The organism is Gemmatimonadaceae bacterium (genome assembly GCA_036504815.1).
Classification (GTDB): Bacteria; Gemmatimonadota; Gemmatimonadetes; order Gemmatimonadales; family Gemmatimonadaceae; genus PNKL01.
The window spans coordinates 509,091-532,412 of the sequence record DASXUN010000021.1 but is presented as its reverse complement, the minus strand read 5'-3'; the positions used below and the strand labels follow the sequence as shown (position 1 = coordinate 532,412).

The following is a 23,322-nucleotide window of genomic DNA, read 5'->3' as shown; positions in this document are numbered from 1 at the left end:
CGCGCGGCGCCGCGCCGCGCGATTTCCGGCCTGGTCATGATTCCTCCCAAGGTGGTTCTCGCCGAGAAGCTCGCGCAGTTCAGCGAGCACTGGAGCCCGCGCATCGTCGGCGAGCTCAACGGCCAGCAGGTGAAGCTCGCCAAGCTGCAGGGCGAGTTCGTCTGGCATCATCACGAGCACGAGGACGAACTCTTCCTCGTCTTGCGCGGCGTGCTCGAGATGCAGTTTCGCGGCCAGTCGGTGATGCTGCGCGAAGGCGAGTTTCTCATCGTGCCGCGCGGCGTCGAGCACCGTCCCGTGGCGGCCCAGGAAGTTTCGCTGCTGCTGTTCGAACCGGCCGGCACCCTGAACACCGGCAACGCCGGCGGTGATCGTACCGTACCTCATCCGGAGCGCCTCTAGCGGGCGCACGCCGTGCCCCGCCAGCCGCGTTCACCGTTCATCCCTGTCTGCGGCATCACTCTTCAGCATCCCAGGCCATGAAGCGACTTCTCCTTCTCGCTCTCCCTGCCGCACTCGGCGCGCAGGATCTCACCGCCACGGCGGACCGGATCTTCGCCCAGTGGAACAGCACGCACATGCCCGGGTGTGCGGTCGGCGTGGCGCGCAACGGCACGCCCATTCTCGCCCGCGGTTATGGCATGGCCGATCTCGAGAACGGCACGCCCATCACGGCGCAGACCATTCTCGAAAGCGGATCCGTCGCCAAGCAGTTCACGGCCACCGCCGTGCTGCTCCTCGTCGGCGAGGGCAAGCTCCGGCTCGATGACGACGTCCGGAAATACGTCCCCGAGCTCCCCGCGTACGGGCGGACGATCACCATTCGCCACCTGTTGTCACACACGAGCGGCCTGCGCGAGTGGAGCAACCTGGTGGCCGACCAGGGCTATCCGCGCGGAACCCGGGTGACCACGCAGGCGGACCTCGTGGACATCATCGTCCGACAGAAGGCGCTGAACTATCCGGTTGGTGACTATTACTCGTACACGAACTCCGGCTTCGCGCTGCTCCCGACCATCGTCGAACGGGTGAGCGGCATGCCGTTCGCCCGGTTCAGCAACGAGCGGGTCTTCAGGCCGGCGGGGATGACCGACACCCAGTGGCGCGACGACTACACGGCCATCGTGCCGCGCCGCGGACTGGCCTATGCGCGCCGCGCGGACGGCTGGCATCTCGAGATGCCGTTCGAGAATGTCCACGGTCCGGGCGGCCTGCTGACGACGGTGGGCGACTGGCTCAAGTGGAACGACGCGCTCGACAAGCGCGTCTTCGGCGCGGTCAGCGATTCGCTGCTCAGCCAGGCCACGCTCACCAGCGGGCGGAAGATCCCGTACGCGATGGGGATGATCAACGGCACGTATCGTGGCACCACGGAATGGGCCCACAGCGGGAGCACGGCCGGTTACAGCACCTATCTCGCCCGCTATCCAAGGGCCGGGCTCTCGATTGCCGTGATGTGCAATGCCGCCGGCGCGTCGGCCACGTCCTACGTGCGCCAGCTTGCCGACGCGCTGATTCCCGACCTCGCACCGCCGCCAGCCTTCGACACCACGATGGCCGACCCCAACCGCGTCGCACGCCTCACCGGCATCTACACCGATGATCGCACGCACGACGTGTCCGAGCTCTTTCTCGATCGCGGTGCGCTCCGCGTGCGCGGCGGGGCCGCGCTGCGTGCGCTTCGCGACGGCGACTTCCTGATGGGCGCCGCGTCGCGCCTGCGCTTCATCACCGCCGCCGACGGCACGCCGACCGGCGCGCGCATCTTCGCCCCGGATGGCGACACCCTCAGCTGGACCTACGCCGCGCCCGGACGTTGGCTGCCCACCGAAGCGCAGCTGCAGGCCTTCGTCGGCGCGTGGTACCAGCCCGAAATCGATGTCACCTGGACGATCCGGTACGAGAAGGGCGCGCTGATCGTGCAGTTGCGGCCCGGCACGCAGTTCGCGCTCATCCCCGCGTATATCGATGGTTTTGAAGGCGGCGCGTACGGCACCGTCTGGTTCAGCCGCGACAAGAAGGGAGCGGTGAACGCGATGCATCTTGGCGCGGGGCGAGTGTGGGATTTGGCCTTCGGCAGAAAGACAACAGAGAAACAACAGAGAGACAACAGATAAACAACAGGCAGAGAACGACAGAGAGGGCGTCGCTACCGCGGCGCCCTCTGTTGTCTCTCTGTTGTTTCTCTGTTGCTTTTCTGTTGCTTCTCTACCGCCGCCAAGGCGGCAAGTCTCCCTTCTTGCCCTTGATCTCCGGATTCTGCCGGTAAAGGGTCGCCGTCTTGCCGATCGCCTGGATCACCTCGGCGCCCACCGCCTCCGCGAGGTCGTGGGCGGCGGCCTTCGCGCTCACGTTCACGGTGCGGTTGAGCGCCACCTTGACCAGTTCACGCGTGCGCAGCGCGTCGTCGAGGGACTGCACGACGGCCGGCGTGACGCCTTCCTTGCCCACGTGCACCGTGGCCGCCAGCTGATTGCACTCGGCGCGCAGCGAGGCGCGCATCTTGCCTGTCATCGTCATGGTGAGCCCTTTCTCCAGGTCGTCGCGCGTCGTGTCGAGGGACACCGCGCGCCGGTCACTTCGATTGCGGCATGGCCGCCGTTGATCGCACCGCTCCACCGCGGACGCCCGCCTGCACGAGGAACGGGCGCGGATCCAGCGGCGGACCATTCCACCAGGTGCGGGCATCCACGTAGCGCATCACCTGAAAGTGCAGGTGCGGCGTGTTCTTGGGGGCATTGCCCGTCGTGCCAACGTAGCCGATCACCTCGCCCTGCGCGATGGGCTTCCCTTCAAAGAGCCCGTCGGCGTAGCGATCGAGGTGCGCATAGTAGAAGACGAACCGCCGCTCGCTGTCGATCGAGTAGATGGTGATGCCACCCAGCGTGTTCCTGGTCAGCCGCAGGACCGTGCCACTGTCGGCCGACAACACGGGCGTGCCCCGCTTGGCGAGAATGTCCACCGCTTGATGGGTCCGCGCACCGCCGTCCCGGACCTGCCAGTACGTGTCGGACACCTGTTCGGGACGGATGCCGTCCACCGGCACCATCAGCGTCCGCGCCACCAGGTACTCCTCGTCGCTCAGCGCGAGGGGGGCGGCCGGCGGCGGCGACTCGGCCGGTGGCTCCGGCAAGTCCTCGAGCGGCACCCGCACCGGAGGCAACGGCCCGAACGGACGCAGCGCGGGGGCGCACGCGGCGGAGAACAGGGCCAGCGCGAGGAGAACGGGCGATGGACGCATTTCAATTCACTAACGAATACCGCCGCCGGGCGTCACGCGAGAAGTCCCCGGTGCGTGCCACCCGTGCGCCCCCTGCGGTTTCGCCTGGCCCTTGCGTTTCACTATATGCGTATGTAGTATTATAGCAATATGAAGACCTCCCACGACTACTTCACGGACGCGGCGACGTTTGACGCGATGGCGGCGGCCTCCCCGGAATACGGCCCCCTCTGGAACGCGCAGCGCCAGCGCGCCGTCGTTCCCGCCGACCTGCTCGCTCGCGTCGAAGCCCTCGGCGGCACGTGGCGCCTGCTCGCCATCTCCGAAGACTGGTGCATCGACTCGCAGAGCCTGATTCCCGTGGTCAGCGCGCTCGCCGACGCGGCGAACAACGTCGAACTGCGCCTGGTGAGCCGCGACGCGGTGCCGGAATTGATGGATGCGCACCTGACCAATGGCACCTCGCGTTCCATTCCGGTCGTGATCGTCCTCGATGCCGACGCTCAGGAGCGCGGTTGGTGGGGTTCGCGCCCACAGCCCCTGAAGGAGCGCGTGGCCGGCGAGTGGAAAGCACTCGAGAAGGCCGAACGCAACAAGGAAGTCCGCCGCTGGTACGCGATGGACAAGGGGCGCACGACCCTCGAGGAAATCGTCACCCTTCTCGAGCGCGCCGCCGCCGCTCAGCCGGCCAGCGTCACCGCCGGCGTGTAGACGAAGACCCGGTCGCGGGCGCGGCCGGTGATCTCCCGCAGCACCTCGATCTGCATCAGGCGCTCCACCGCCGCGCCGGCGGTGGGCACCGTGAGTCCGAGCGCCGCCGCCGCGCCGGCTACCGTCAGTGCGGGTCGCCCGGCAAGCAGCCCGACCAGTGCGGCCGCCGATGGCCCGCCTCGCCCCAACGCCAGGCTCCGCTTGAGTGCCTGCGCGGTTTCGTCGCGATACGTATTCACCCGCCGGCGCATCGTGCGCGCCTCCCCGGCGATCCCATGCAGCGCCCCTGCCAGTTCCTCCGCCACGGGCGCCACCACGAAGACATCCGCCGTGTGCCCGCCCGCCAGCGGCGCCACGGCCCGGGCGATGGACGAACTGATTGCCCGCGCCCGACCACACGCCCCCGCGGAAAGATCGGCAGCCACCAGCAATGCTGGCCACGACTCGTGCGCCGCGACGCTGAGTGACGCATCCAGCAGATCGGGAAGCGGATCGGTCGCCAGCTCGGCCGTCGCACACGCATCGTCAATGACGCCGGTGGTCAGCACACTCCCGCCGCGCACCCGCTCCGCGGCGGCCTGAAGCGCCAACGCCACACGACGCAAATGCGGATCGTCCACGATGAACTCGCGTGCGTCGGACGCGTAGATCCAGCCGAGGAGCGCGGCGAAGGCCGCGTCTCCGTCCGGCACTGCAGGGCGCGACCGGTGTGCCCGGTGGTCACTTTCAGCGGAGTCGCGTTCCGCGGACTCGCCTTCTAAGGAGTCGCCCTCAAGTGGCCGATCATTCGCGGCCACGATAGCTTGAGCGCTTCGTAGGCGCAGTAAAGTGGACAGACCGGCCGTACCGGTGCCCACCCGCTCGTCGAGACGTGAGAGGGCGTCAACGGCATCCTCGATGGCCCGTAGTATTTCGATGTTCAGCTGCAACCGGACTCCATCTATTTGCCTTTAATAGCTTATCTTTATTTTGTGCAAATACAAGCCTGATTCGAGGCGAAATCAACAGGGACGCTATTAATGTTTCTAACAGCAACTTTGCTTTTCGCCATTCAGGTGCCGACCCAGCAGCCTGCACAGGCGCCGGATTCCGCCATTTCGCGTCACATCGCCTCGGTCTCCTCGTACACGCCGCACCGCGCGTACAAATCCAGCAAGAAGCGCTTCACCGACTTCGAGTCAGTGCTCGCCGAGGTCGCGAAGCAGGACCTCGTCTTCCTCGGCGAACAGCACGACGACCCGGGAACCCACCGGCTCGAGCGTGCCGCGCTCGAGGGGATCGGCCGGCGCCATCCGCAGGTCGTTCTCTCGCTCGAAATGTTCGAACGAGACGTGCAGGGGCAGGTCGACAGCTACCTCGCGGGGAAGACGGACGAAGCCGAGTTCCTCAAGACGGCGCGTCCGTGGCCGAAGTACATGACGGATTACCGCCCGCTGGTTGAGTTTGCCAAGGCCAAGGGATGGCCGGTTGTCGCCGCCAATGTGCCGCGCCGCCTTGCATCGCTGGTGGGCCGGAAGGGACTCAAGGCCGTCGATTCGCTGTCCGCGGCGGATCGCAGCTTCATCGCCGCGGAGTTGGTCTGCCCCAACGACAAGTACTTCGACCGCTTCAAGGAATCGATGGGCGACATGAGCGGCCACGGCCAGTCGAAGATCTCCGCCGACTCTGCCGCCGCGATGGTCACGCGGTTCTACGAAGCCCAGTGCGTGAAGGACGAGACGATGGCCGAGGCCATCGCCGCGGCGCGCACCAAGTACCCTGCGGCCGTCATCGTGCACGTCAACGGGGCGTTCCACTCCGAGTACGGCCAGGGAACGGTCAACCGCGTGGCGCGGCGTGTCCCTGGCGTGAAGATCGGGCTCGTCGAGTTCGTCCCCGTGGTGGACCTCGACACCGCCGATGGCAAGAAGCTCCGCAAGCAGGCGGACTACCTTGTCTTCACGCTGAAGCCGCCGCCCGTGCCCAAGGCGCCGGCGCCGACATCCATTCCTGCCGCTCCGGCCAAGCCACCCGTCAACGACTGATCGTGTGACGCGACGCGCATCGATGATGCGCGCCGCGTTGTTCCCACACCTCGACTGGATCTGATCTCATGCGCATTTCCGGGCTCCGCTTCACGGTCTCCGCGTTGCTTGCCCTCGCGGCGCTCCCGCTCCTCGCCCAGGACCGGCTCAAGACGATGCCGGGGTACGATCGCTACACCCTGATGGCGCCGAAGCTCGTCACCGCCTTCAAGTCCGGCGCGGTGACCGCACAGTGGAGCGACGACGGCAAGACGTTTGACTTCATGCGCAACGGCAAGCGGATGCGCTTCGACGTGGCGACTCGGCAGGTGGCCGACGCGCCGTCGGGTGGCGCCATCACACCCGGCATGCGCCGAGCCGGGGGCCCGGCCCGCGGCCGCCAGTCCACTGAGGCATGGACGGCCGACTCGTCCAAGAAGGCCTTCTATCGCGACCGCAATCTCTTCCTTTCGTATCGCGACGGCTCCACCGAGCGGCAGTTGACCACGGACGGCAGCGAGAAGGAGCGCATCAAGTACGGCACCGCCAGCTGGGTCTACGGCGAGGAACTCGACCAGACCACCGCCATGTGGTGGTCGCCCGACGGGACGAAACTGGCGTACTACCGCTTCGATGAGAAGCCGGTGAAGGACTACTACCTGCAGACCGACCAGACGACGGTGCAGGGATCGCTGATGACGGAGGGATACCCGAAGGCGGGGACGGCCAATCCGGTCGTCGACGTGATCGTCTACAATGAACGCACCGAGCAGACGCGCCGCCTCGAGGTGCGTGACGGCGCGCCGTTCACCGACGCGGCCGTCGGTCACTACGTGTACGGCATCGAGTGGACCAGGGACGGCGGCGAACTGCTGATCCACCGGACCAATCGGCGGCAGAACGTCATGGAGCTCGCGGCCTGTCACCCGATCAGCGGCGTCTGCCGCACGGTCGTGCGCGAGGAGTGGCTCCCGAGCTGGACGGAGAACCATCCCGCGCTGCGCTGGCTCAACGACGGCAAGCGCTTCATCTGGGAGTCCGAGCGCAACGGCTTCAAGAACTACTATCTGTACGATGTCGCGGGGAAGCTGCTCGCCACGCTGACGCAGCATCCGTTTGAAGTCGCCGGCATCGTGAAGGTGGACGAGCAGGCGAAGGTGCTGTGGTACTACGCGCGCAGCGGCGACAACTACATGAAGCTGCAGCTCCACCGCGTGGGCCTCGACGGCAAGGGCGACACGCGCCTCACCGATCCAGCGTTCAACCACACGGTCAGCGTTTCGCCCGACGGCAAGTTCTTCACCGACGTCGCCCAGACGCACGCCATCGCGCCGGTCACGACGCTGCGGGATGCCAAGGGGAAGCCGGTGGCGATGATCGCCGAGAGCGATATCAGCGGCCTGACGGCGGAGGGCTTCAAGCCGGTCGAGATGTTCACGTACACGGCCGCCGACGGCGCCACCAGGCACTTCGGCATGATCAACAAGCCGTCGAACTTCGACCCGGCGAAGAAGTACCCGGTGCTCTTCTCCGTCTACAACGGTCCGGCCACCAACGGCGCGCGCGAGGCCTACGCGCCGCCGTCGGCGATGGCGGAGTACGGGTTCATCGTCGTGACGCTCGATACGCGCAGTGCGGCGGGCGTGGGCAAGAAGGCGCTCGATGCGATCTACCTGAAACTTGGCCAGACGGAGATCGACGATCTCGCCGAGGCCGCGAAGTACCTGGGCACCCTGCCGTACGTGGACGCCCGGCGCATTGGCATCTTCGGCACCTCATACGGCGGCTTCGCGTCGGCGATGGCGATCCTGCGCTACCCCGACCTATTCGCCGCCGCGTCGGCGCAGTCGGCAGTGACCAGCTGGCACCATTACGACACGATCTACACCGAGCGGTACATGTACACGCCGCAGGAAAACGAGGCCGGCTACCAGAAGGGGAGCGCGATGGCGTACGCGTCGAAGCTCAAGGGGCGGCTGATGATCTACTACGGCACCGCCGATGACAACGTGCACCCCAACAATGCCATGCAGCTCATCCAGGCGCTGCAGCGCGCCGGGAAGAGCTTCGAGGTGCAAGTGGGGCCGGACGCGGGGCACAGCGCGCTCAACATGCAGCGGATGATGGAGTTCTTCATCCAGAACCTGGTGCTCGAGGCGAAGGCGCCCTAGAACACTTCCCACGCGAAACCCGCCGCCAGGCGCTCCGCGAGTTTCCTGGTCAGATCCACGCGCAAGATGGACGTGCCGCCGGCGCGCTGCGTCGTGCCGCGCGCCGCCAGGTCGTCCACGCCGTCGCCATCGGCGTCGAACGCCGTCAGCAGGTCGTGCGCGCGGAACCGGCCGTCGTTCACGCGCAGCGCCATCACGGCACCGTCGGGACTGATGAGCACGAGCCGCTCGCGCACCCACTCCGCGTCGCCGGCGCGCAGGCTCACCACCAGCGCCCGGCGCGCGCTGCCAAAACACCCGCGCACCTGGCTCCACGCGAGCTTCGTGCGGCGTTGCAGGCGCTCGTACGGCGGCCGTTCGAGGCGCAGCACACCTTCCAGCGAGTCGCGCACGAAGAGCACCCGCGCGCTGAACGCGCTGTCGGTCGACTTGCCGGCGGCGCGCGCCCGGCGCTCCGCCGGCGTGAGCGCGGCCAGCGTGGCGAGCGTCGCGCTGTCCGGTGCGGCACGCAGGTCGCACGTCGTGGGCACAGGCGCACGGGCGCTGTCGGCGCGCACGGCGAGCGCCGCAAAGTTTCCCGGACCGCGCGCCGCGCTGTCGAGCGCCGCCGAGCCAAGGACGCCCCGCACGATGCGCCCGTTGTAGACCGCGAAGGAATCCACGACGACATCTTCCGCCCCCTGCGCCCACCACAGGCGAAGGACGCCGCGTGCCGGCACGGGACTCAAAACGGGCGCCGCCTCACGGAACGCGCGCATCTTCGCACTGTCCTTTCGTACATCGACGTCAATGCGCCCCTCGTCGAGCAGCCAGCGCTTGTTGCGCACCGCGGCCACGAACAGGCGTTCCTCGGCCGGCGTGAAAACGAGGTACGGCGCGAGCGACTCCGCTGTGGGCGAGAGCCGGCGGGCGAGTGCGGTGTCACGCACGGCCGCCATCGCCGCCGCCGAGTCGGCGCGGTGCCGGGCGGCGCTGTCGGCCACGGGTGGCGCTGCGCCCGCGTCGCCGCTCGCACTACGCGTCGCGTCGCGTGCGCATCCGGCCACGACGGCAAGGCACGCCACGCCCGACACGATGAGGTGGCGACGCGACGCGTAATCGGCCAGCTTGTTCAGGAATCGCCGGGTCACGATAGACAAAGTACCTTCGGCGTACCGCCCCCCGACACCCTGCGGCCATGCATCCCTTCACCGTCCATCAGGCTGCCTCTCCCGACGATGCCGTCCGGGCGCTCAGCGCGCCGCACGCGGCGCCGCTGGGCGGCGGCACTGATCTGGTGGTCGCGATGAAGGAAGGGGTGATGCAGCCGGAGACGCTGGTGGACCTGCGGCGCCTGCCGGGGGCGCGCGAGGTCCAGCTGAACGAGGACGGCTCCGCGCGCATCGGATGCGCGGTGCGATTGGCGGATCTCGCGTCGCACGCCGGCATCCTCGAGCGCTATGCCGCGCTCGCGCAGGCCGCAGCATCGGTGGGCACGCCGCAGCTGCGGACGATGGGCACGATTGGCGGGAACCTCGCGCAGCGTCCGCGCTGCTGGTATTTCCGCGGCGGTCTGCCCTGCTTCAAGAACGGCGGCACCGATTGCCTCGCCGAGACGGGCGAGAACCACTTTCATGCCCTCTTCACCCCGGGGCCGTGCCACGCGGTGCATCCGAGCGATCCACTGGTAGCGCTGACGGCGCTCGAGGCGACGGTCGAGGTGACCGGCCCGTCGGGGACCCGCACGGTGAGCGTGCAGTCGCTCTTCGACGGGGCGGCGCGCCGGGCACAGGGCGAGACCACGCTCGCCATCGGCGAGTTCATCGCCGCCGTGCTGCTCCCGGCCTCCGCGGCGCACGGCACGCAGTTCTACGAGAAGCTGATGCAGCGCGGCGCGTGGGATTTCGCCACGGTGTCGCTCGCCGCGCACCGGCGCGCCGATGGTGGCGTTCGCGTGGCCCTGGGCGGCGTCTCCCTCGAGCCGTATCGCATCAATTCGTCGGTCGAGGAGGATGTCGCGACGGGCGGGCTGGACGACGACAGCATTGACGCGCTGGCCGAGCGTGCGATGTACGATGCGAAGCCGCTCGAACACAACGGGTACAAGGTTTGGCAGGCACAGGCGCTGCTGCGGCGCGCGCTGCGGCAGCTGGACCCGAGGAGATGATGAGCCTTTACAAGGAGCATCCCTTCGCCGCCATCGTACTGGCGGCCGGCGCCGGCACGCGCTTCGGTGAACCCAAGGTGAACGCCGTGCTCCCGGACGGCCGACGGTTTGTCGACGTCGTGATCGAGCACTGCCTGACGTCCGGCGCCGATCCGGTGGTGGTCGTCGTCCCGCCGGACGTCACCGTCCCGGGTGGCGTGCGGACGGTTGTGAATCCGCGCGCCACGGACGAGCAGATCACCAGCCTGCGGCTTGGCCTCGCGCAATTGGCCAATACCACGGCCGAAGGCGTCCTCGTCTGGCCCGTGGATCACCCGTTCGCGCACGCCACGAGCGCGATGGCGGTGCTGGACGCCGCGCGACGGACGAACGCGCCGATTGTGGTCCCCGTGCACGAAGGACGGCGCGGGCATCCCGTCTGGTTCTCCCGCGAGTCGTGGCGCGAGTTGATGACCGTGACCGATGGCGGCGCCCGCGCGGTGGTGCACGCCTACGGCGCGCGCGTGCATGAGGTCCCAGTCGACGATCCCGGCGTGCGGCGGGACATCGACGCCAAGTCAGATCTGACTTGATCGACGGGACCCAGCCGCTGGCCGCGCCCTGCCAGGGCGCTGTGCTGCGACGTCGGGAGATCTTTTTGGAACGCCCTAGGGAACGACCTGCACGTCGACCCGCGACGCCTGCGTCGGCGTGCGCCAGACACGGTGTGTTTGCGCCGTGAAGTCGCTCTCCTTCGCCTCGAAGATGTTCGGCACGTAGCGCTGCGGATTGCGGTCGATGAGGGGGAACCAGGTGCTCTGCACCTGCACCATCACGCGATGCCCCTTCTGGAACCGGTAACTCTGCGTATGCAGGTCAATGGTGACCGGCGTGACCTGATTGGGCACCATCGCCCTCGGCGTCTCGAACGACTCACGGTAGCGCGACCGGAAGACATCGTTGGCCACCATCAATTCGTAGCCGCCCAGCTTTCCGTTCTTTGCGTAGTCTTCGGGATAGACGTCGATCAGCTTCACGATCCAGTCGGCATCGCTGCCGGTGGTGGAGACGTAGAGCCGGGCCGTGACATCACCGGCCAGCACCAGGTCCTCGCTCAGCGTCGGTGATTCCCACGTCAGCACGTCGGGACGGTCCTTCACGAAGCGCTGATCCTCGGTGAGCCACGCGCCCCACCCCGAACCCTTTGCATAGTACGTCGGCTCGATCGGCCGGCTGCGATACGGCACCGGATGCGCGGGATCGCTCACGAACGAGTCGTTGCCGGTGGTGGTGGGCGCTTTCAGCGAAAGCTCGCCGTTGGCCTGGAAGTACAGCGACCGGGTTACCGCCTCGCGGGGCGGCCACGCGCTGAACGTGCGCCACGTGTTGCTGCCGCTCTCGAAGACGGTCGCCTCGGCGGGCACGTAGTCGCCTTTCCCCTTGAGGAACTTCGCGAAGAACGGCGCCTCGATCTTGGCGCGGTACTCCACGCCCGTCGCGGCGCCAAAATCGATCTTGCCGAGCGTGCGTCCCTCGCGACGCCAGCCGCCGTGGTTCCAGGGGCCGACGACGAGGAAGTTGTTGGCCTTCACGTCCTTCTTCTCGAGCGTGCGGTAGATGTGCACGGGCCCGTAGAAGTCCTCCTGGTCCCACCAGCCGGCGACGTTGAGGGTGGGCACCGTGACCCGCGTCAGGTACGACTGCATCGCCTGCCGCTGCCAGAAACCGTCATAGTCGGGATGCGCCACGTAGTCGTTCCACGTGGGGATCTTCCCCTTGAGGTACTTGGCGTTGACGTTCGCGAGCGAGCCGAGCTTGAGGTACCAGTCGAAGGTGTCGTAGCGGTCGAAAGCGAACTGCTCGCTTTCCTTGGACGTCTCCATCATCGCGGCGTACTCGAAGCCGTAGCTCAGGCGGAACGCGCCGTTGTGGTGGAAGTCGTCGCCAATCCACATGTCGGCCGGTGACGCCTGCGGGCTGACCGCCGCGAGAGCGGGATGCGGGTCGAGCATGGCCATCGCGGTCAGCCAGCCCGGGTACGAGACGCCCATCATCCCCACCTTGCCGTTGTGGCTGGCGACGTTCTTCAGCAGCCAGTCGATGGTGTCCCACGCGTCGGTCGATTCATCCACACGCGGCCCTGGGCCGTCGACGATGCGTGGCGGCCGCTGCATCACGAACTGTCCCTCGCTCTTGTAGCGTCCGCGGATGTCCTGCATCACGAAGATGTATCGCTCGGCCGCAAGTTCGGGGTACGCGCCGGCGATCGGGAACCGCTCCTGCGGCGCGCCGTACGGCGTGCGGATGAACATGAACGGCAGCGGCTCGCGCTGATCCCGGGGTGCGAAGATGACGGTATTGAGCTTCACTCCGTCGCGCATGGGAATCATCACCTGACGGAACGTGTATTCCGGTGCGGCGGCGACGGTGTCCTGCGCCGCGATGGCGGGCGCGATCAAGCTGAGCGCCGCAAGCGCAAGGAGCGCGACGGCGAGGGTCGGGCGCGCCAGGCGGCGCGAGCGGACGGTGACCATGGAGTCCCCCTGTGATGGGCAGAAGGTACGGCGCCCTCGGTCACGCGGGAACACCGCGAAACCCTTTGCTCCGTGAATGTGTCGAAGGGTGGGGCGTGCGCCTGGCGTTGCGCGCAGAAACCTGAACGTTGCCGGGATCGTAAGGCCCAGATCACCACCCGTCTCCACCCCAGGACGAGAGCTGTTCCATGCGTCTCCAGACTGCCATCGCGTTCGCGCTTGTCGCCGTCACGATCCCCGCACTGGCGCAGGACGCCTCGAGTGCGCGCCCGGTGCGCCACGGCCTCTCCATCGGCAACTACCCGAATGTCGCCGGGCTGCGCCTCAACTTCCGCGACCGTGACCTGCAGTCCGTGAAGGGTGCCAACGTCACCATCTGGACCCCCTACGAACCGATGAGCGGTGAGGTCCGCGGCTTTGCCGTCGGCCTGCCGATGACTGGCGCAGGATCGGTGCACGGTATCGCCGCCAGCCTCTTTGGCATCGGAGTCGCGAAAGAGCTGAAGGGCATTGCCGTCGCCCCAGTCGGCGTCGGGAGCGGCGGCCGCGTGCGCGGGATCACCGTTGCCGGTGTCGGCGTGGGCACGGGCGGTGACCTCGACGGCCTCGCCCTGGGCGGCATCGGCGCCGGCGCTGGCGGCGACGTGCACGGCATCCTGCTCGGCGGCGTGGGCGCGGGCGTAGGCGGCAGCATCCGCGGCGCCGCCGCCGGATTGGTGGGCGTGGGCGCGGGCGGTAGCGGCCGTGGCCTGCTGCTGGGCGGCATCGGCGCCGGCGTGGGCGGCGACTTCAGCGGGATCGCGGCGGGTGGCATCGGCGTGGGCGCCGGCGGCAACGGGCGTGGCGTGCTCGTCGGCGGCATTGGCGCCGGCGTCGGCGGTGATTTCCGCGGCGTTGGATTCGGCGGCGTCGGGTTTGGCGTCGGCGGTGACCTGCGCGGCGTGGCCATCGGAGCGATTGGCGTCGGCGCCGGCCGGAGCGTGGACGGTATCGCCATCGCGGGTGTGGGCATTGGCTCGCCGACCATCAGGAAGTTCGCCATGGCACCGATGATCGGCGCCAACCACATGAACGGCCTGATGGTGGCGCCGGTGCTCGCCCGCCTCGAGAAGGGCGGCAGCATGCGCGGTGTTTCCGTCTCGGCGGTGAACGCCATGCGCGGCCAGCAGACCGGCCTCACGATTGGCCTGGTGAACTACGCCCGCGAACTCAACGGCATGCAGATCGGCGTGATCAACATCGCGCGGAATGCGAATGTGAAGTTCTTGCCGATCGTCAATTACCACAGGAAGTGACAGACTGAGGATTGGGAATCCGGAACGGGATCCAGGATACCGATTGAGGAGAGCGATTTGCGACCAAGGGCCGGCGAAAGCCGGCCCTTCATCGTCCGTCGGGAGGGACGGAAACGACCAACGCCGCAGCGCTGTGTGAGCCGTTGCGGCGTTGGCGTTCTCACCCCCACCCCTGGAGGCTGAGTGTAATACCTACTTCCTGGGCCGATGTTCCGTGATCCAGGCCCGCATCTGCGCCCGCGCCTGTTCTCGCGTCAGCTTGCCCTCCAGCACCTGGGCGCGAACCGACTGGCGCTGCGTGCGCAGCTGCTCGACGAATGCCTTCTGTTCCGGCGTGGCGTTGTCGAGGCGTCCGGCCCGCAGGCCGGCCCGGAGCCCGGCACGCGCGCCCGCCCGAATGCCCGCGCGGACGCCGTGCGCGCGCGCGAACCGGCCGTGGCCCTGCATCCGCGCCAGGCGCTGCCCGCGCATCTCCCGCAACTGCTGCCGATGCACCAGACGATTTGCCTCGATGCGAGCCAGTCGATCGACGGCCGGGAACTGCCCGGGTTGCAGGCTTCCCTGCGCGCGGGCTGGGAGTGCGGCCACGGCCATCGCCGCAACAAGGCCCAGGAACTTGATGGTGCGCATCTGCACCTCCGGATGTGCGTCGGGACTGAACTGCCCCGTTGCACCGTAGACGCTGCGGAGGAAGAGGAGTTAACCAAGGTACTTCAATTCACCGTATAGTACTTATGTAAACCATTTATTAATAGGATGTTACATCAATACACTACACATTTGTTTGCCAATACAAACAGCGGGTTGTCCACATTGCTGGGGCGTGTTCACTACCGGTGGCCAGCGAAGTCTCCATTTCTCACACGTTTTCGTTTGCAAATTCACCCTTCCCGACTAGCTTTATCGGTATGGCGGCCACCTCTCTCACCCTCGCCGGATTCAAGGGCCTTCGGAGCGATATCCTCGTCGCGCTCCGGAAGGAGCAGCCGCTTACCATCAAGGCGCTCGCCAAGCAGTTCGGCGTCACCGACAATGCGCTGCGCCGGCACCTGACGGAGCTTCTCGATGCAGGGCTGATCGTCTACCGCCGCGAGATTCGCGGCCAAGGGGCGCCGGTCTTCTCGTACTCGTTGAGCGAGGCGGGCGAAGCGCTCTTTCCGCGCGCCTACATCGACCCGCTCATGGATGCACTCACCTCGCTGCGCGAGCGCGAGGGAACCGAGGCGGTGGTCCAGCTGTTCCGCCGTCGGTGGGACGCGATGGCGGAGGCCGCAAAGCCGCGCCTGGCCACGCTGCCGCTCCAGGAACGGGCGCAGCTCCTCGCCGAGCTCCTCGCGGCCGAGGGCTACATGAGCGAGGCGATTGCCGGCCTCGGCAATGCCACGACCATTCGGCACCACAACTGCGCCGTGCGCGAGATCGCGCTGCGCTTTCCGGAAGTCTGCTCCGCCGAGGCGGAGTTCATCGAGGCGGTGCTCGACGCCCCAGTCGAGCGCCGCCAGCACCTGAAGGACGGCTGCAGCGCCTGCGAGTACGGTGCCATCGGACGCGCGCCCAAGGCCGTGCCCCTGCCTGTTTCCACACCTGAGACAACGCGATGAGTTCTTCGATCGAATCCCTGGTCAACAAGGAATACCAGTACGGCTTCGTCACCGACATCGAGTCCGACGCGATCCCGCGGGGCCTCACCGAGGAGACGGTCCGCCTGATCTCGGCGCGCAAGCATGAGCCGGAGTGGCTGCTCGACTGGCGCCTGAAGGCGTTCAAACGCTGGCAGGCGATGACCGAGCCGCGCTGGCCGAACGTGAAATACAACGAGATCGACTATCAGGCGCAGACGTACTACTCCGCGCCGCGGAGCGTGAAGCCGCTGCAGTCGCTCGAGGAGGTGGATCCGGAGATTCTCAAGACGTACGAGAAGCTCGGCATCTCGCTCAATGAACAGAAACGGCTCTCCGGCGTCGCGGTGGACGCGATCTTCGACTCCGTCTCGGTCGGCACGACGATGAAGGAGGAGCTCCGGAAGCACGGCGTCATCTTCTGCTCGTTCGGCGAGGCGGTGCTCGAGCACCCCGAGCTGGTGCAGAAGTACCTGGGATCGGTCGTCCCGTACTCGGACAATTTCTTCGCCGCGCTCAACTCGGCGGTCTTCAGCGACGGTTCCTTCGTCTACATCCCGAAGGGCGTGCGCTGCCCGCTGGAGCTGTCGACGTACTTCCGCATCAACGCGGCCGACACCGGCCAGTTCGAGCGGACGCTCATCGTCGCGGACGACGGGGCGTACGTCAGCTACCTCGAGGGGTGCACCGCCCCGCGGCGCAGCACCAACCAGCTGCATGCGGCGGTCGTGGAGATCGTCGCCCTCGACAACGCGCAGGTGAAGTACAGCACCGTCCAGAACTGGTACGCCGGCGACAAGGACGGCGTGGGCGGCATCTACAACTTCGTGACCAAGCGCGGCAAGGCGTTCACCAACAGCAAGATCTCGTGGACGCAGGTCGAGACCGGCTCGGCGATCACGTGGAAGTACCCGAGCGTCATCCTGCAGGGCGACAACTCCACCGGCGAGTTCTACTCGGTGGCGGTGGTGAACAACCACCAGCAGGCCGACACGGGGACGAAGATGATCCACATCGGCAAGAACACGAAGTCGACGATCATCTCCAAGGGCATCTCGGCCGGCCACGGGCAGAACTCGTATCGCGGCCAGGTGAAGGTGCTCCCGAAGGCGTCGGGCGCCCGCAACTACACGCAGTGCGACTCGATGCTGATCGGCAACCAGTGCGGCGCGCACACCTTCCCGTACATCGAGATCGCCAACAACACGGCGACGCTCGAGCACGAGGCGAGCACGTCGAAGATCGGCGAGGACCAGATCTTCTACTGCAAGCAGCGCGGCCTGAACGCCGAGCACGCCATCTCGCTCATCGTCGCCGGCTTCTGCAAGGAAGTCTTCAAGGAGCTGCCGATGGAGTTTGCGCTCGAGGCGCAGCAGCTGCTGGGAATCTCACTTGAGGGGTCGGTTGGATAGAGATGGCAGAAGGCGGATGGCGGATGGCAGATAAGTGCCCCGACCGTCCGAACCTTCTCCTGCCATCCGCCATCTGCCATCTGCCATCTGCCATCACTTTCCGACACACAAATACGCATGCTGAAGATTGAAAACCTCACGGCGAACGTAGCCGACAAGCAGATCCTGAAGGGCATCTCCCTCACCGTGAATCCGGGCGAGGTGCATGCCATCATGGGGCCCAACGGGTCGGGCAAGTCGACGCTCGCCCAGGTCATCGCCGGCCATCCGGGTTACCAAGTCACGGGCGGCACGGTGACGTACGAGGGACAGGACCTGCTCGAGATGGACGCCGAGGTGCGCGCCCAGCAGGGCATCTTCCTCGCGTTCCAGTACCCGGTGGAAATTCCCGGCGTCTCCAACGCCTACTTCCTGCGCGCCGCCTACAACGAGGTCCGCAAGGCGCGCGGCGAGGAGGAAGTGGACCCGATGGAGTTCCTCGACATCATGGCCCAGAAGCTCAAGATCGTCGAGATGACGGAAGAGATGCTGCAGCGCTCCGTGAACGCGGGCTTCTCGGGCGGCGAGAAGAAGCGCAACGAGATCCTGCAGATGGCCGTGCTCTCGCCGAAGCTGGCGATCCTCGACGAGACGGACTCGGGGCTCGACATCGACGCGCTGCGCATTGTCGCCGAGGGCGTGAACAAGCTGAAGCGCCCGGACAACGCGACGATCGTGGTGACGCACTACCAGCGCCTCCTCAACTACATCGTGCCGGACTACGTGCACGTGCTGGCGCAGGGGCGCATCGTGCGGTCGGGCGGCAAGGACCTGGCGCTCGAGCTCGAGGAGCGCGGCTACGACTGGCTGCTCGAGACGGCGGGAGCGTCGGCGTGAGCGCGCATCCGAACTACCGCGAGCTGTTCGAGAACGTCAGCCACCCGTCGGCGGCGAAGGACTGGCTCCCCAAGCTGAAGATCGCCGCCATCGAGCACTTCGAGGCGGTGGGCTTTCCGACGACGCGCGACGAGGACTGGCACTTCACGTCGGTCTCGCCGATCGCCGAGCGCACCTTCCGTCCGGCCAGGTCGTCGGGGACGACGCTGACCGGCGATGACATCTCGCAGTTCACCTACGGCCAGAAGGACTGGCACCTGCTGGTCTTCGTGAACGGCCGGTATGAGCCCGCGCTGTCGTCGTTTGCCGAGCTCGACGTGGATGCGCAGGTGATGACGTTCGGCGAGGCGCTCAAGGAGGCGCCGGAACTGCTCGCCGAGCGCCTCGGGACGCTGGCGCCCGCCACGCAGGCCTTCACGGCGCTGAACACGGCCTTCATGGCCGACGGCGTCGTGATCCGCGTGCCGAAGGACGTCGCCCTCGAGACGCCGATCCACATTCTCTACCTCACCGATGCGCACGCCAACAACGCCTCGCTGCATCCGCGCACGCTGGTGATCGCCGAGCGCGGCGCGCAGGTGACGCTGGTCGAGACGTTCGCGACGCTCGGCGGCGGCGCGTATTTCACCAATCATGTGGCCGAAGTGGTGGTGGGCGACAACGCGCGCGTCGATCACTACAAGGTGCAGCGCGAGGGCGGCGACGCCTTCCATGTCGGCACGACGCAGGCGACGCAGGGGCGCGACTCGATCTACCACGCCTTTTCCTTCGCCACGGGCGCCCAGCTCTCGCGCACCAACGTCTACTCCAAGCTGCTCGGCCCGAACGCCGAAGTGCGGCTCAATGGGCTGTACGCGCTGGAAGAGGCGCAGCATGCCGACCACCAGACGTTCGTGGAGCACATCGCGCCGGCCTGTTCGAGCCGCGAGGTGTACAAGGGCATCCTCGACGGCACGTCGCACGGCGTCTTCAACGGCAAGGTCTACGTCGATCCGCAGGCCCAGCAGACCGACGGCAAGCAGACCAACCACGCCCTGCTCATCGGGGACGGCGCGCGGGTGGACACCAAGCCGCAGCTTGAGATCTTCGCGGACGACGTGAAGTGCACGCACGGCGCGACGGTGGGCCGCCTGGACGAGATGGCGCAGTTCTACATGAAGAGCCGCGGCATTGGCGCGGACCGCACGCGCGCGCTGCTCACCTACGCCTTCGCCGCCGAGGTGCTGGAGCTGATCGAGCTCGAGCCGCTGAAGGTGGCGCTCGAGGGCCTGCTGTTCGAACGCTTCATCCCGCCGGAAACGGCCTGAGGGCTTTCGCGTGTCCGCCGAACTCGACGAGCTGTACCAGAGCATCATCCTCGACCACAACCGCCGGCCGCGGAATTTCCGCGTCATGGAGGATGCGAGCACGCACGCCGAGGGGAAGAACCCCCTCTGCGGCGACCAGCTCACCATCTGGCTGAAGCTCGACGGGGACGTGATCAGCGACGTGTCGTTCCAGGGGAGCGGCTGCGCCATCTCCAAGGCGAGCGCGTCGCTGATGACGGCGGCGATCAAGGGCAAGTCGCGCGAGGAAGCCGAGGCGATCTTCACCAAGTTCCACGGCGTGGTGACCGGCACGCATCCCGAGGATGCCGAGGCGCTGGGCTCGCTGAAGGCGCTGGGTGGCGTGTCGCGGTTCCCGCTGCGCGTGAAGTGCGCCTCGCTCGCGTGGCACGCCATGCACGCGGCGCTGCTGCGCAACGACGCGGCGCCGGCGGCGACCCCGGTGAGCACGGTGAGCACGGAGTAAAGGCGAGATGCGCACCGCCGGTGCAGGGTTCAGGAACCTCCGGGCCGACTTCCCGCTGCTCGCGGCCAATCCCGGGCTTGTCTATCTCGATTCGGCGGCGACGTCGCAGAAGCCGGGCGTGGTGCTCGACGCCCTCCGCACGTACTACGAGACGGTGAATGCCAATCCGCATCGTGGCGCCTACAAGCTGAGCGGCGCCGCCACCGAGGCGTATCACGGCGCGCGCGCCGAGATCGCGCGCTTCCTGGGCGCGGCTGACGTCGATTCGCTCCTCTTCACGCGCGGGACCACCGAGGCCGTGAACCTGCTGGCCACCGGGTGGGGCGTGCCGCACGTGCACCGCGGCGACCGCATCGTGGTGACGCGCCTGGAGCACCATGCGAACTTCGTCCCGTGGCAGCAGCTGGCCCGCGCCGTTGGCGCCGAGTTCCGCATCTGCGAGCTGACGAAGGACGGCCGCGTCGATCTCGACCAGCTGCGCCTGCTCGTGACCGCCAACACCAAGGTGGTGGCGTTCGGGCACGTGTCGAACGCGCTGGGCACCATCAACGACGTGCGAGAGATCGTGAAGATCGCGCACGCCATTGGCGCGGTGGCGTTCTGCGATGGCGCGCAGGGGGCGCCGCACCTGCGCGTCGCCTTCGACGACCTGGGCGTGGACGCCTACGCGTTCAGCGGCCACAAGATGCTGGGCCCGATGGGGATTGGCGGCGTCATCGTGCGGCGGCGGGTGCTCGAGACGATGCATCCGTACCAGTTCGGCGGCGACATGATCGAGTTCGTCTTTGACGGCGACACCACATGGAACGTGCCGCCGCACAAGTTCGAAGCCGGCACCCCGAATGTCGAAGGCGCCGTGGGACTCGCCGCCGCCGTGCAGTACCTCGACGCGCTGGGCATGGACGCGGTGCGGGCGCACGAAGTGGCGCTCACCCGCTACGCGATGGAGCAGCTCGCGGCCATCGAGGGGCTGCAACTCTACGGGCCGCACGAGGCGGACGCGCGCAGCGGCGTCGTGAGCTTCAACCTGGACGACATCCATCCGCACGACCTCAGCACGATGCTGGACGTGGACGGCGTCTGTGTCCGCGCCGGCCATCACTGCGCCCAGCCCCTGATGCGCGCCATCCACCAGAGCGCGACGGTGCGGGCGAGCTTCTACGTGTACAACACCGAAGCGGACGTGGACGCGCTCGTGGAGTCGTTGCAGAAGGCGAAGACGCGCTTCCACGCCCACGCCTGATTCATATGACGGCGCCGACGCCGGCGAGAGGGAACGCGGGCCTCGCGGCCCTCTATCAGGAGCGCATCCTCGACCACTACCGGCGTCCGCGCCACAAGGGAGCGCTCGACGGCGCCACCGGTGTGCACGCGGAGAAGAACCCGCTCTGCGGCGACGATGTCAGTGTGGCCGTCCGGGCGCAGGGCGGTGTGGTCGTCGAGGCGCGGTACACGGGCACGGGCTGCTCCATCATGCAGGCGACGTCCTCGATGCTGATGGAGCTCGTGCGCAACCGCACCCCCGAGGAGATCGGCGTGCTCGCCCGTCGCTTCGACGAGATGCTCGCGAGTGGCGAGGCGGAAGAGTCGCTGGGTGAGTTGAGCGCACTCGCCGGCGTGGCGTCGTTCCCGGCGCGCCATAGGTGCGCGAAGTTGCCATGGCGAGCGTTGCTTGGGGCGCTGGAGCAGTCGAGGGGGTAGGAGCGACAGACGGCGGATGGCGGATGGCGGATGGCAGATGGCGGAGGGCAGATGACGCACGGCACGACGCACATGCTGTCTCTGCCATCCGCCATCTGCCATCCGCCATCACTCTCCCTCAGCACTGTTCCTTGTCGCATCTTTACCCCATGCGCCGTTTCGCTCTCGTTGCCCTGGTCGCCTTGGTCGCCGCCTGCTCCGGGGATGGGCCGACCAGTCCCGTCACGCCGCCGGTCGTTCCGCCGGTCGTTCCGCCCGTCACGCCGCCGGTGACCCCGCCGAGCGCCACGCCGCCCACCGTGGCGCGAGAGTTCCGCGGGCTGTGGGTGGCCACCGTCGGCAACATCGACTGGCCGACGCGCACCGGATTGAGCCAGACCGAGGCGATGGCGGAGATGCGCACGATCCTCGACCGGGCGCAGGCGCTGCGGATGAACGCGGTGATCCTGCACGTGCGCGCGTCGGGCGATGCGCTCTATCGCTCGAACCTCGAGCCGTGGGCGAAGGCGCTGACGGGCACGCAGGGCGTGGATCCCGGCTGGGATCCGCTCGCCACGTGGGTCGAGGAGGCGCATATCCGGGGGCTCGAACTGCACGCCTGGTTCAATCCGTTCCGCGCCGGCAGCGTGAGCGACACGTCCAAGCTGGCGGCCAACCACCTCTGGAAGACGCGCCCCGACCTGGCGCGCATCTGGGAGGGCCAGCTCTGGTTCGATCCCGGAGAGCCGGATGTGCGCACCTGGACGCTGAACGTCATCAAGGACGTAATCACGCGGTACGACGTGGATGCGGTGCACCTCGACGACTACTTCTACCCGTATCCACAGGGGAGCGCGCCGGTCTTCAATGACGACTCGTCGTACAACCGGTACCTCGCGGCCGGCGGTGTGGCGATGGCACGCGCCGACTGGCGGCGCCGCAACGTCGACACCTTCATCCAGCAGCTCTACACCACAGTGCACGGTGCCAAGCCGGCAATGAAGGTCGGGATCTCGCCGTTCGGCATTTGGCAGCCGGGCTACCCGGCCGGTATCACCGGCCTGGATGCGTTCAGTGCCATCTACGCCGACTCGAAGAAGTGGCTCGAGAACGGCTGGGTGGACTATTTCGCGCCGCAACTCTACTGGTCGCTCGCGAGCACGGGACAGAACTTCACCGCGCTCCTCGATTGGTGGATCTCGGTGAACGCGCAGAAGCGGCACCTGTGGCCCGGGCTGGCCGCCTATCGGGTCACCAACGGCGACTATGCGTCCGCGGCAGAGATCACGAACCAGATTGCCGTGACACGCGCCCGGTCTGGCCCGAATGCGGGTGGCGGCAGCGGCACGCTGCTCTACAACACGACCGCGGTGCGCACCAACGCGAGGGGGCTTGCCGACTCGCTCGCCTCCGCGGGATACGCGGGCAATGCGGTGGTGCCGTCGTATTCGTGGCTCGACAACGTCCCCCCGGCGGCGCCAAGCATCGCCGTGACCGACCAGAACTCGATCATGCGCGTGACCATCACGCCAGCGGGCGGCGAGGGCGCGCGATGGTGGATGGTGCAGTGGCGCAACGCCACCACCTGGAACGCCCGCCTCGTCTTTGGCAGCTCAACGGTGGTGAACCTCGCGTACTCCGCCACGGCCGAAAAGGCCGACATGGTGGTGGTCACCGCGTTCGACGCGGCGTGGAACGCCTCGACGGCCGTGACGTGGAAGGCCAGCGGGCAGTAGCAGCCGTCGTTCGTTGCCGCCGGCTTTTTCACCGCGGATACACGGAGGAGCACGGAGGGCCACGGAGAACTGCCACAACTGGGGTAACGACATCGCGCCACGCAGAGTTCTGCGTGGCGCTCGCTGTTCCCCCAAGAAGTCGTAGTCCT

General features: G+C 67.3%; 22 protein-coding genes. 16 read left to right on the top strand and 6 right to left on the bottom strand.

Annotated features, from left to right (window positions below):
- Positions 1 to 36 precede the first annotated feature (36 nt).
- Both VGJ96_11970 and VGJ96_11965 read left to right on the top strand, forming a co-directional pair.
- Positions 37 to 402, top strand: coding sequence for a cupin domain-containing protein (locus VGJ96_11970; protein HEY3287824.1), 366 nt, complete (start codon positions 37 to 39; stop codon positions 400 to 402).
- A 77-nt stretch (positions 403 to 479) separates the two neighbouring features.
- Positions 480 to 2,117 (top strand): serine hydrolase domain-containing protein, encoded by a 1,638-nt coding sequence (locus tag VGJ96_11965; protein HEY3287823.1) that lies wholly within the window; start codon positions 480 to 482, stop codon positions 2,115 to 2,117.
- A gap of 91 nt (positions 2,118 to 2,208) precedes the next feature.
- On the opposite strand, the gene VGJ96_11960 is transcribed toward VGJ96_11965, so the two are convergent.
- Positions 2,209 to 2,565, bottom strand: coding sequence for a YhbY family RNA-binding protein (locus tag VGJ96_11960; protein ID HEY3287822.1), 357 nt, complete (start codon positions 2,563 to 2,565; stop codon positions 2,209 to 2,211).
- A 10-nt stretch (positions 2,566 to 2,575) separates the two neighbouring features.
- Positions 2,576 to 3,241, bottom strand: a complete 666-nt coding sequence (locus VGJ96_11955; GenBank protein ID HEY3287821.1) for a M23 family metallopeptidase — start codon at positions 3,239 to 3,241, stop codon at positions 2,576 to 2,578.
- 129 nt (positions 3,242 to 3,370) lie between these two features.
- Between VGJ96_11955 and VGJ96_11950 the strand changes: the two genes are divergently transcribed.
- Positions 3,371 to 3,931: a thioredoxin family protein gene (locus tag VGJ96_11950; protein ID HEY3287820.1), complete on the top strand. Its 561-nt coding sequence runs from the start codon at positions 3,371 to 3,373 to the stop codon at positions 3,929 to 3,931.
- On the opposite strand, the gene VGJ96_11945 is transcribed toward VGJ96_11950, so the two are convergent.
- The gene (locus VGJ96_11945) at positions 3,901 to 4,623 is read right to left on the bottom strand and encodes a hypothetical protein (protein HEY3287819.1); all 723 of its coding nucleotides are present in this window, start codon (positions 4,621 to 4,623) and stop codon (positions 3,901 to 3,903) included. The two genes, VGJ96_11950 and VGJ96_11945, sit on opposite strands and share 31 nt — an antisense overlap.
- A 345-nt stretch (positions 4,624 to 4,968) precedes the next feature.
- Between VGJ96_11945 and VGJ96_11940 the strand changes: the two genes are divergently transcribed.
- Both VGJ96_11940 and VGJ96_11935 read left to right on the top strand, forming a co-directional pair.
- A complete protein-coding gene (locus VGJ96_11940) occupies positions 4,969 to 5,955 on the top strand; it encodes a ChaN family lipoprotein (protein ID HEY3287818.1) in 987 nt (328 codons plus the stop codon).
- A 68-nt stretch (positions 5,956 to 6,023) separates the two neighbouring features.
- Complete coding sequence (locus tag VGJ96_11935) at positions 6,024 to 8,105, top strand: DPP IV N-terminal domain-containing protein (protein HEY3287817.1); 2,082 nt, start codon at positions 6,024 to 6,026, stop codon at positions 8,103 to 8,105.
- Here VGJ96_11935 and VGJ96_11930 read toward each other — a convergent pair.
- Entirely contained in the window at positions 8,102 to 9,235 is a 1,134-nt protein-coding gene (locus tag VGJ96_11930; GenBank protein ID HEY3287816.1) for a hypothetical protein, read from the bottom strand. The two genes, VGJ96_11935 and VGJ96_11930, sit on opposite strands and share 4 nt — an antisense overlap.
- 47 nt (positions 9,236 to 9,282) lie before the next feature.
- On the opposite strand from VGJ96_11930, the gene VGJ96_11925 reads away from it, so the two are divergent.
- The gene (locus tag VGJ96_11925) at positions 9,283 to 10,251 is read left to right on the top strand and encodes an FAD binding domain-containing protein (GenBank protein HEY3287815.1); all 969 of its coding nucleotides are present in this window, start codon (positions 9,283 to 9,285) and stop codon (positions 10,249 to 10,251) included.
- Positions 10,251 to 10,823 carry a nucleotidyltransferase family protein gene (locus tag VGJ96_11920; GenBank protein ID HEY3287814.1) on the top strand — a complete coding sequence of 191 codons (573 nt, stop codon included), beginning with the start codon at positions 10,251 to 10,253 and terminating at the stop codon, positions 10,821 to 10,823. Before VGJ96_11925 ends, VGJ96_11920 begins: the two co-directional genes overlap by 1 nt.
- A 75-nt stretch (positions 10,824 to 10,898) precedes the next feature.
- Here the strand turns inward: VGJ96_11920 and VGJ96_11915 are convergent, their stop codons facing one another.
- Positions 10,899 to 12,764 (bottom strand): CocE/NonD family hydrolase, encoded by a 1,866-nt coding sequence (locus VGJ96_11915; GenBank protein HEY3287813.1) that lies wholly within the window; start codon positions 12,762 to 12,764, stop codon positions 10,899 to 10,901.
- Between the two features lie 188 nt (positions 12,765 to 12,952).
- On the opposite strand from VGJ96_11915, the gene VGJ96_11910 reads away from it, so the two are divergent.
- The gene (locus VGJ96_11910; protein HEY3287812.1) at positions 12,953 to 14,059 is read left to right on the top strand and encodes a hypothetical protein; all 1,107 of its coding nucleotides are present in this window, start codon (positions 12,953 to 12,955) and stop codon (positions 14,057 to 14,059) included.
- Positions 14,060 to 14,251: 192 nt separating this feature from the next.
- On the opposite strand, the gene VGJ96_11905 is transcribed toward VGJ96_11910, so the two are convergent.
- Positions 14,252 to 14,689, bottom strand: a complete 438-nt coding sequence (locus VGJ96_11905; protein ID HEY3287811.1) for a hypothetical protein — start codon at positions 14,687 to 14,689, stop codon at positions 14,252 to 14,254.
- A 278-nt stretch (positions 14,690 to 14,967) separates the two neighbouring features.
- Here VGJ96_11905 and VGJ96_11900 point away from each other — a divergent pair, with 278 nt between their 5' ends.
- The 8 genes from VGJ96_11900 (at position 14,968) to VGJ96_11865 (ending at position 23,173) form a co-directional block, all read left to right on the top strand.
- Complete coding sequence (locus tag VGJ96_11900) at positions 14,968 to 15,660, top strand: helix-turn-helix domain-containing protein (protein HEY3287810.1); 693 nt, start codon at positions 14,968 to 14,970, stop codon at positions 15,658 to 15,660.
- Positions 15,657 to 17,090: a Fe-S cluster assembly protein SufB gene (gene sufB, locus VGJ96_11895; protein HEY3287809.1), complete on the top strand. Its 1,434-nt coding sequence runs from the start codon at positions 15,657 to 15,659 to the stop codon at positions 17,088 to 17,090. The genes VGJ96_11900 and sufB overlap by 4 nt, the downstream gene beginning before the upstream one ends.
- 117 nt (positions 17,091 to 17,207) lie before the next feature.
- Positions 17,208 to 17,966: a Fe-S cluster assembly ATPase SufC gene (gene sufC / locus VGJ96_11890; protein ID HEY3287808.1), complete on the top strand. Its 759-nt coding sequence runs from the start codon at positions 17,208 to 17,210 to the stop codon at positions 17,964 to 17,966.
- Positions 17,963 to 19,273 carry a Fe-S cluster assembly protein SufD gene (sufD, locus tag VGJ96_11885; protein HEY3287807.1) on the top strand — a complete coding sequence of 437 codons (1,311 nt, stop codon included), beginning with the start codon at positions 17,963 to 17,965 and terminating at the stop codon, positions 19,271 to 19,273. The genes sufC and sufD overlap by 4 nt, the downstream gene beginning before the upstream one ends.
- Positions 19,274 to 19,283: 10 nt before the next feature.
- A complete protein-coding gene (locus VGJ96_11880; GenBank protein ID HEY3287806.1) occupies positions 19,284 to 19,757 on the top strand; it encodes an SUF system NifU family Fe-S cluster assembly protein in 474 nt (157 codons plus the stop codon).
- A 7-nt stretch (positions 19,758 to 19,764) separates the two neighbouring features.
- Positions 19,765 to 21,000 carry a SufS family cysteine desulfurase gene (locus VGJ96_11875; protein HEY3287805.1) on the top strand — a complete coding sequence of 412 codons (1,236 nt, stop codon included), beginning with the start codon at positions 19,765 to 19,767 and terminating at the stop codon, positions 20,998 to 21,000.
- A gap of 5 nt (positions 21,001 to 21,005) precedes the next feature.
- Positions 21,006 to 21,458: an SUF system NifU family Fe-S cluster assembly protein gene (locus VGJ96_11870; protein HEY3287804.1), complete on the top strand. Its 453-nt coding sequence runs from the start codon at positions 21,006 to 21,008 to the stop codon at positions 21,456 to 21,458.
- A 149-nt stretch (positions 21,459 to 21,607) separates the two neighbouring features.
- Positions 21,608 to 23,173, top strand: a complete 1,566-nt coding sequence (locus tag VGJ96_11865; protein HEY3287803.1) for a family 10 glycosylhydrolase — start codon at positions 21,608 to 21,610, stop codon at positions 23,171 to 23,173.
- Positions 23,174 to 23,322: the final 149 nt, after the last annotated feature.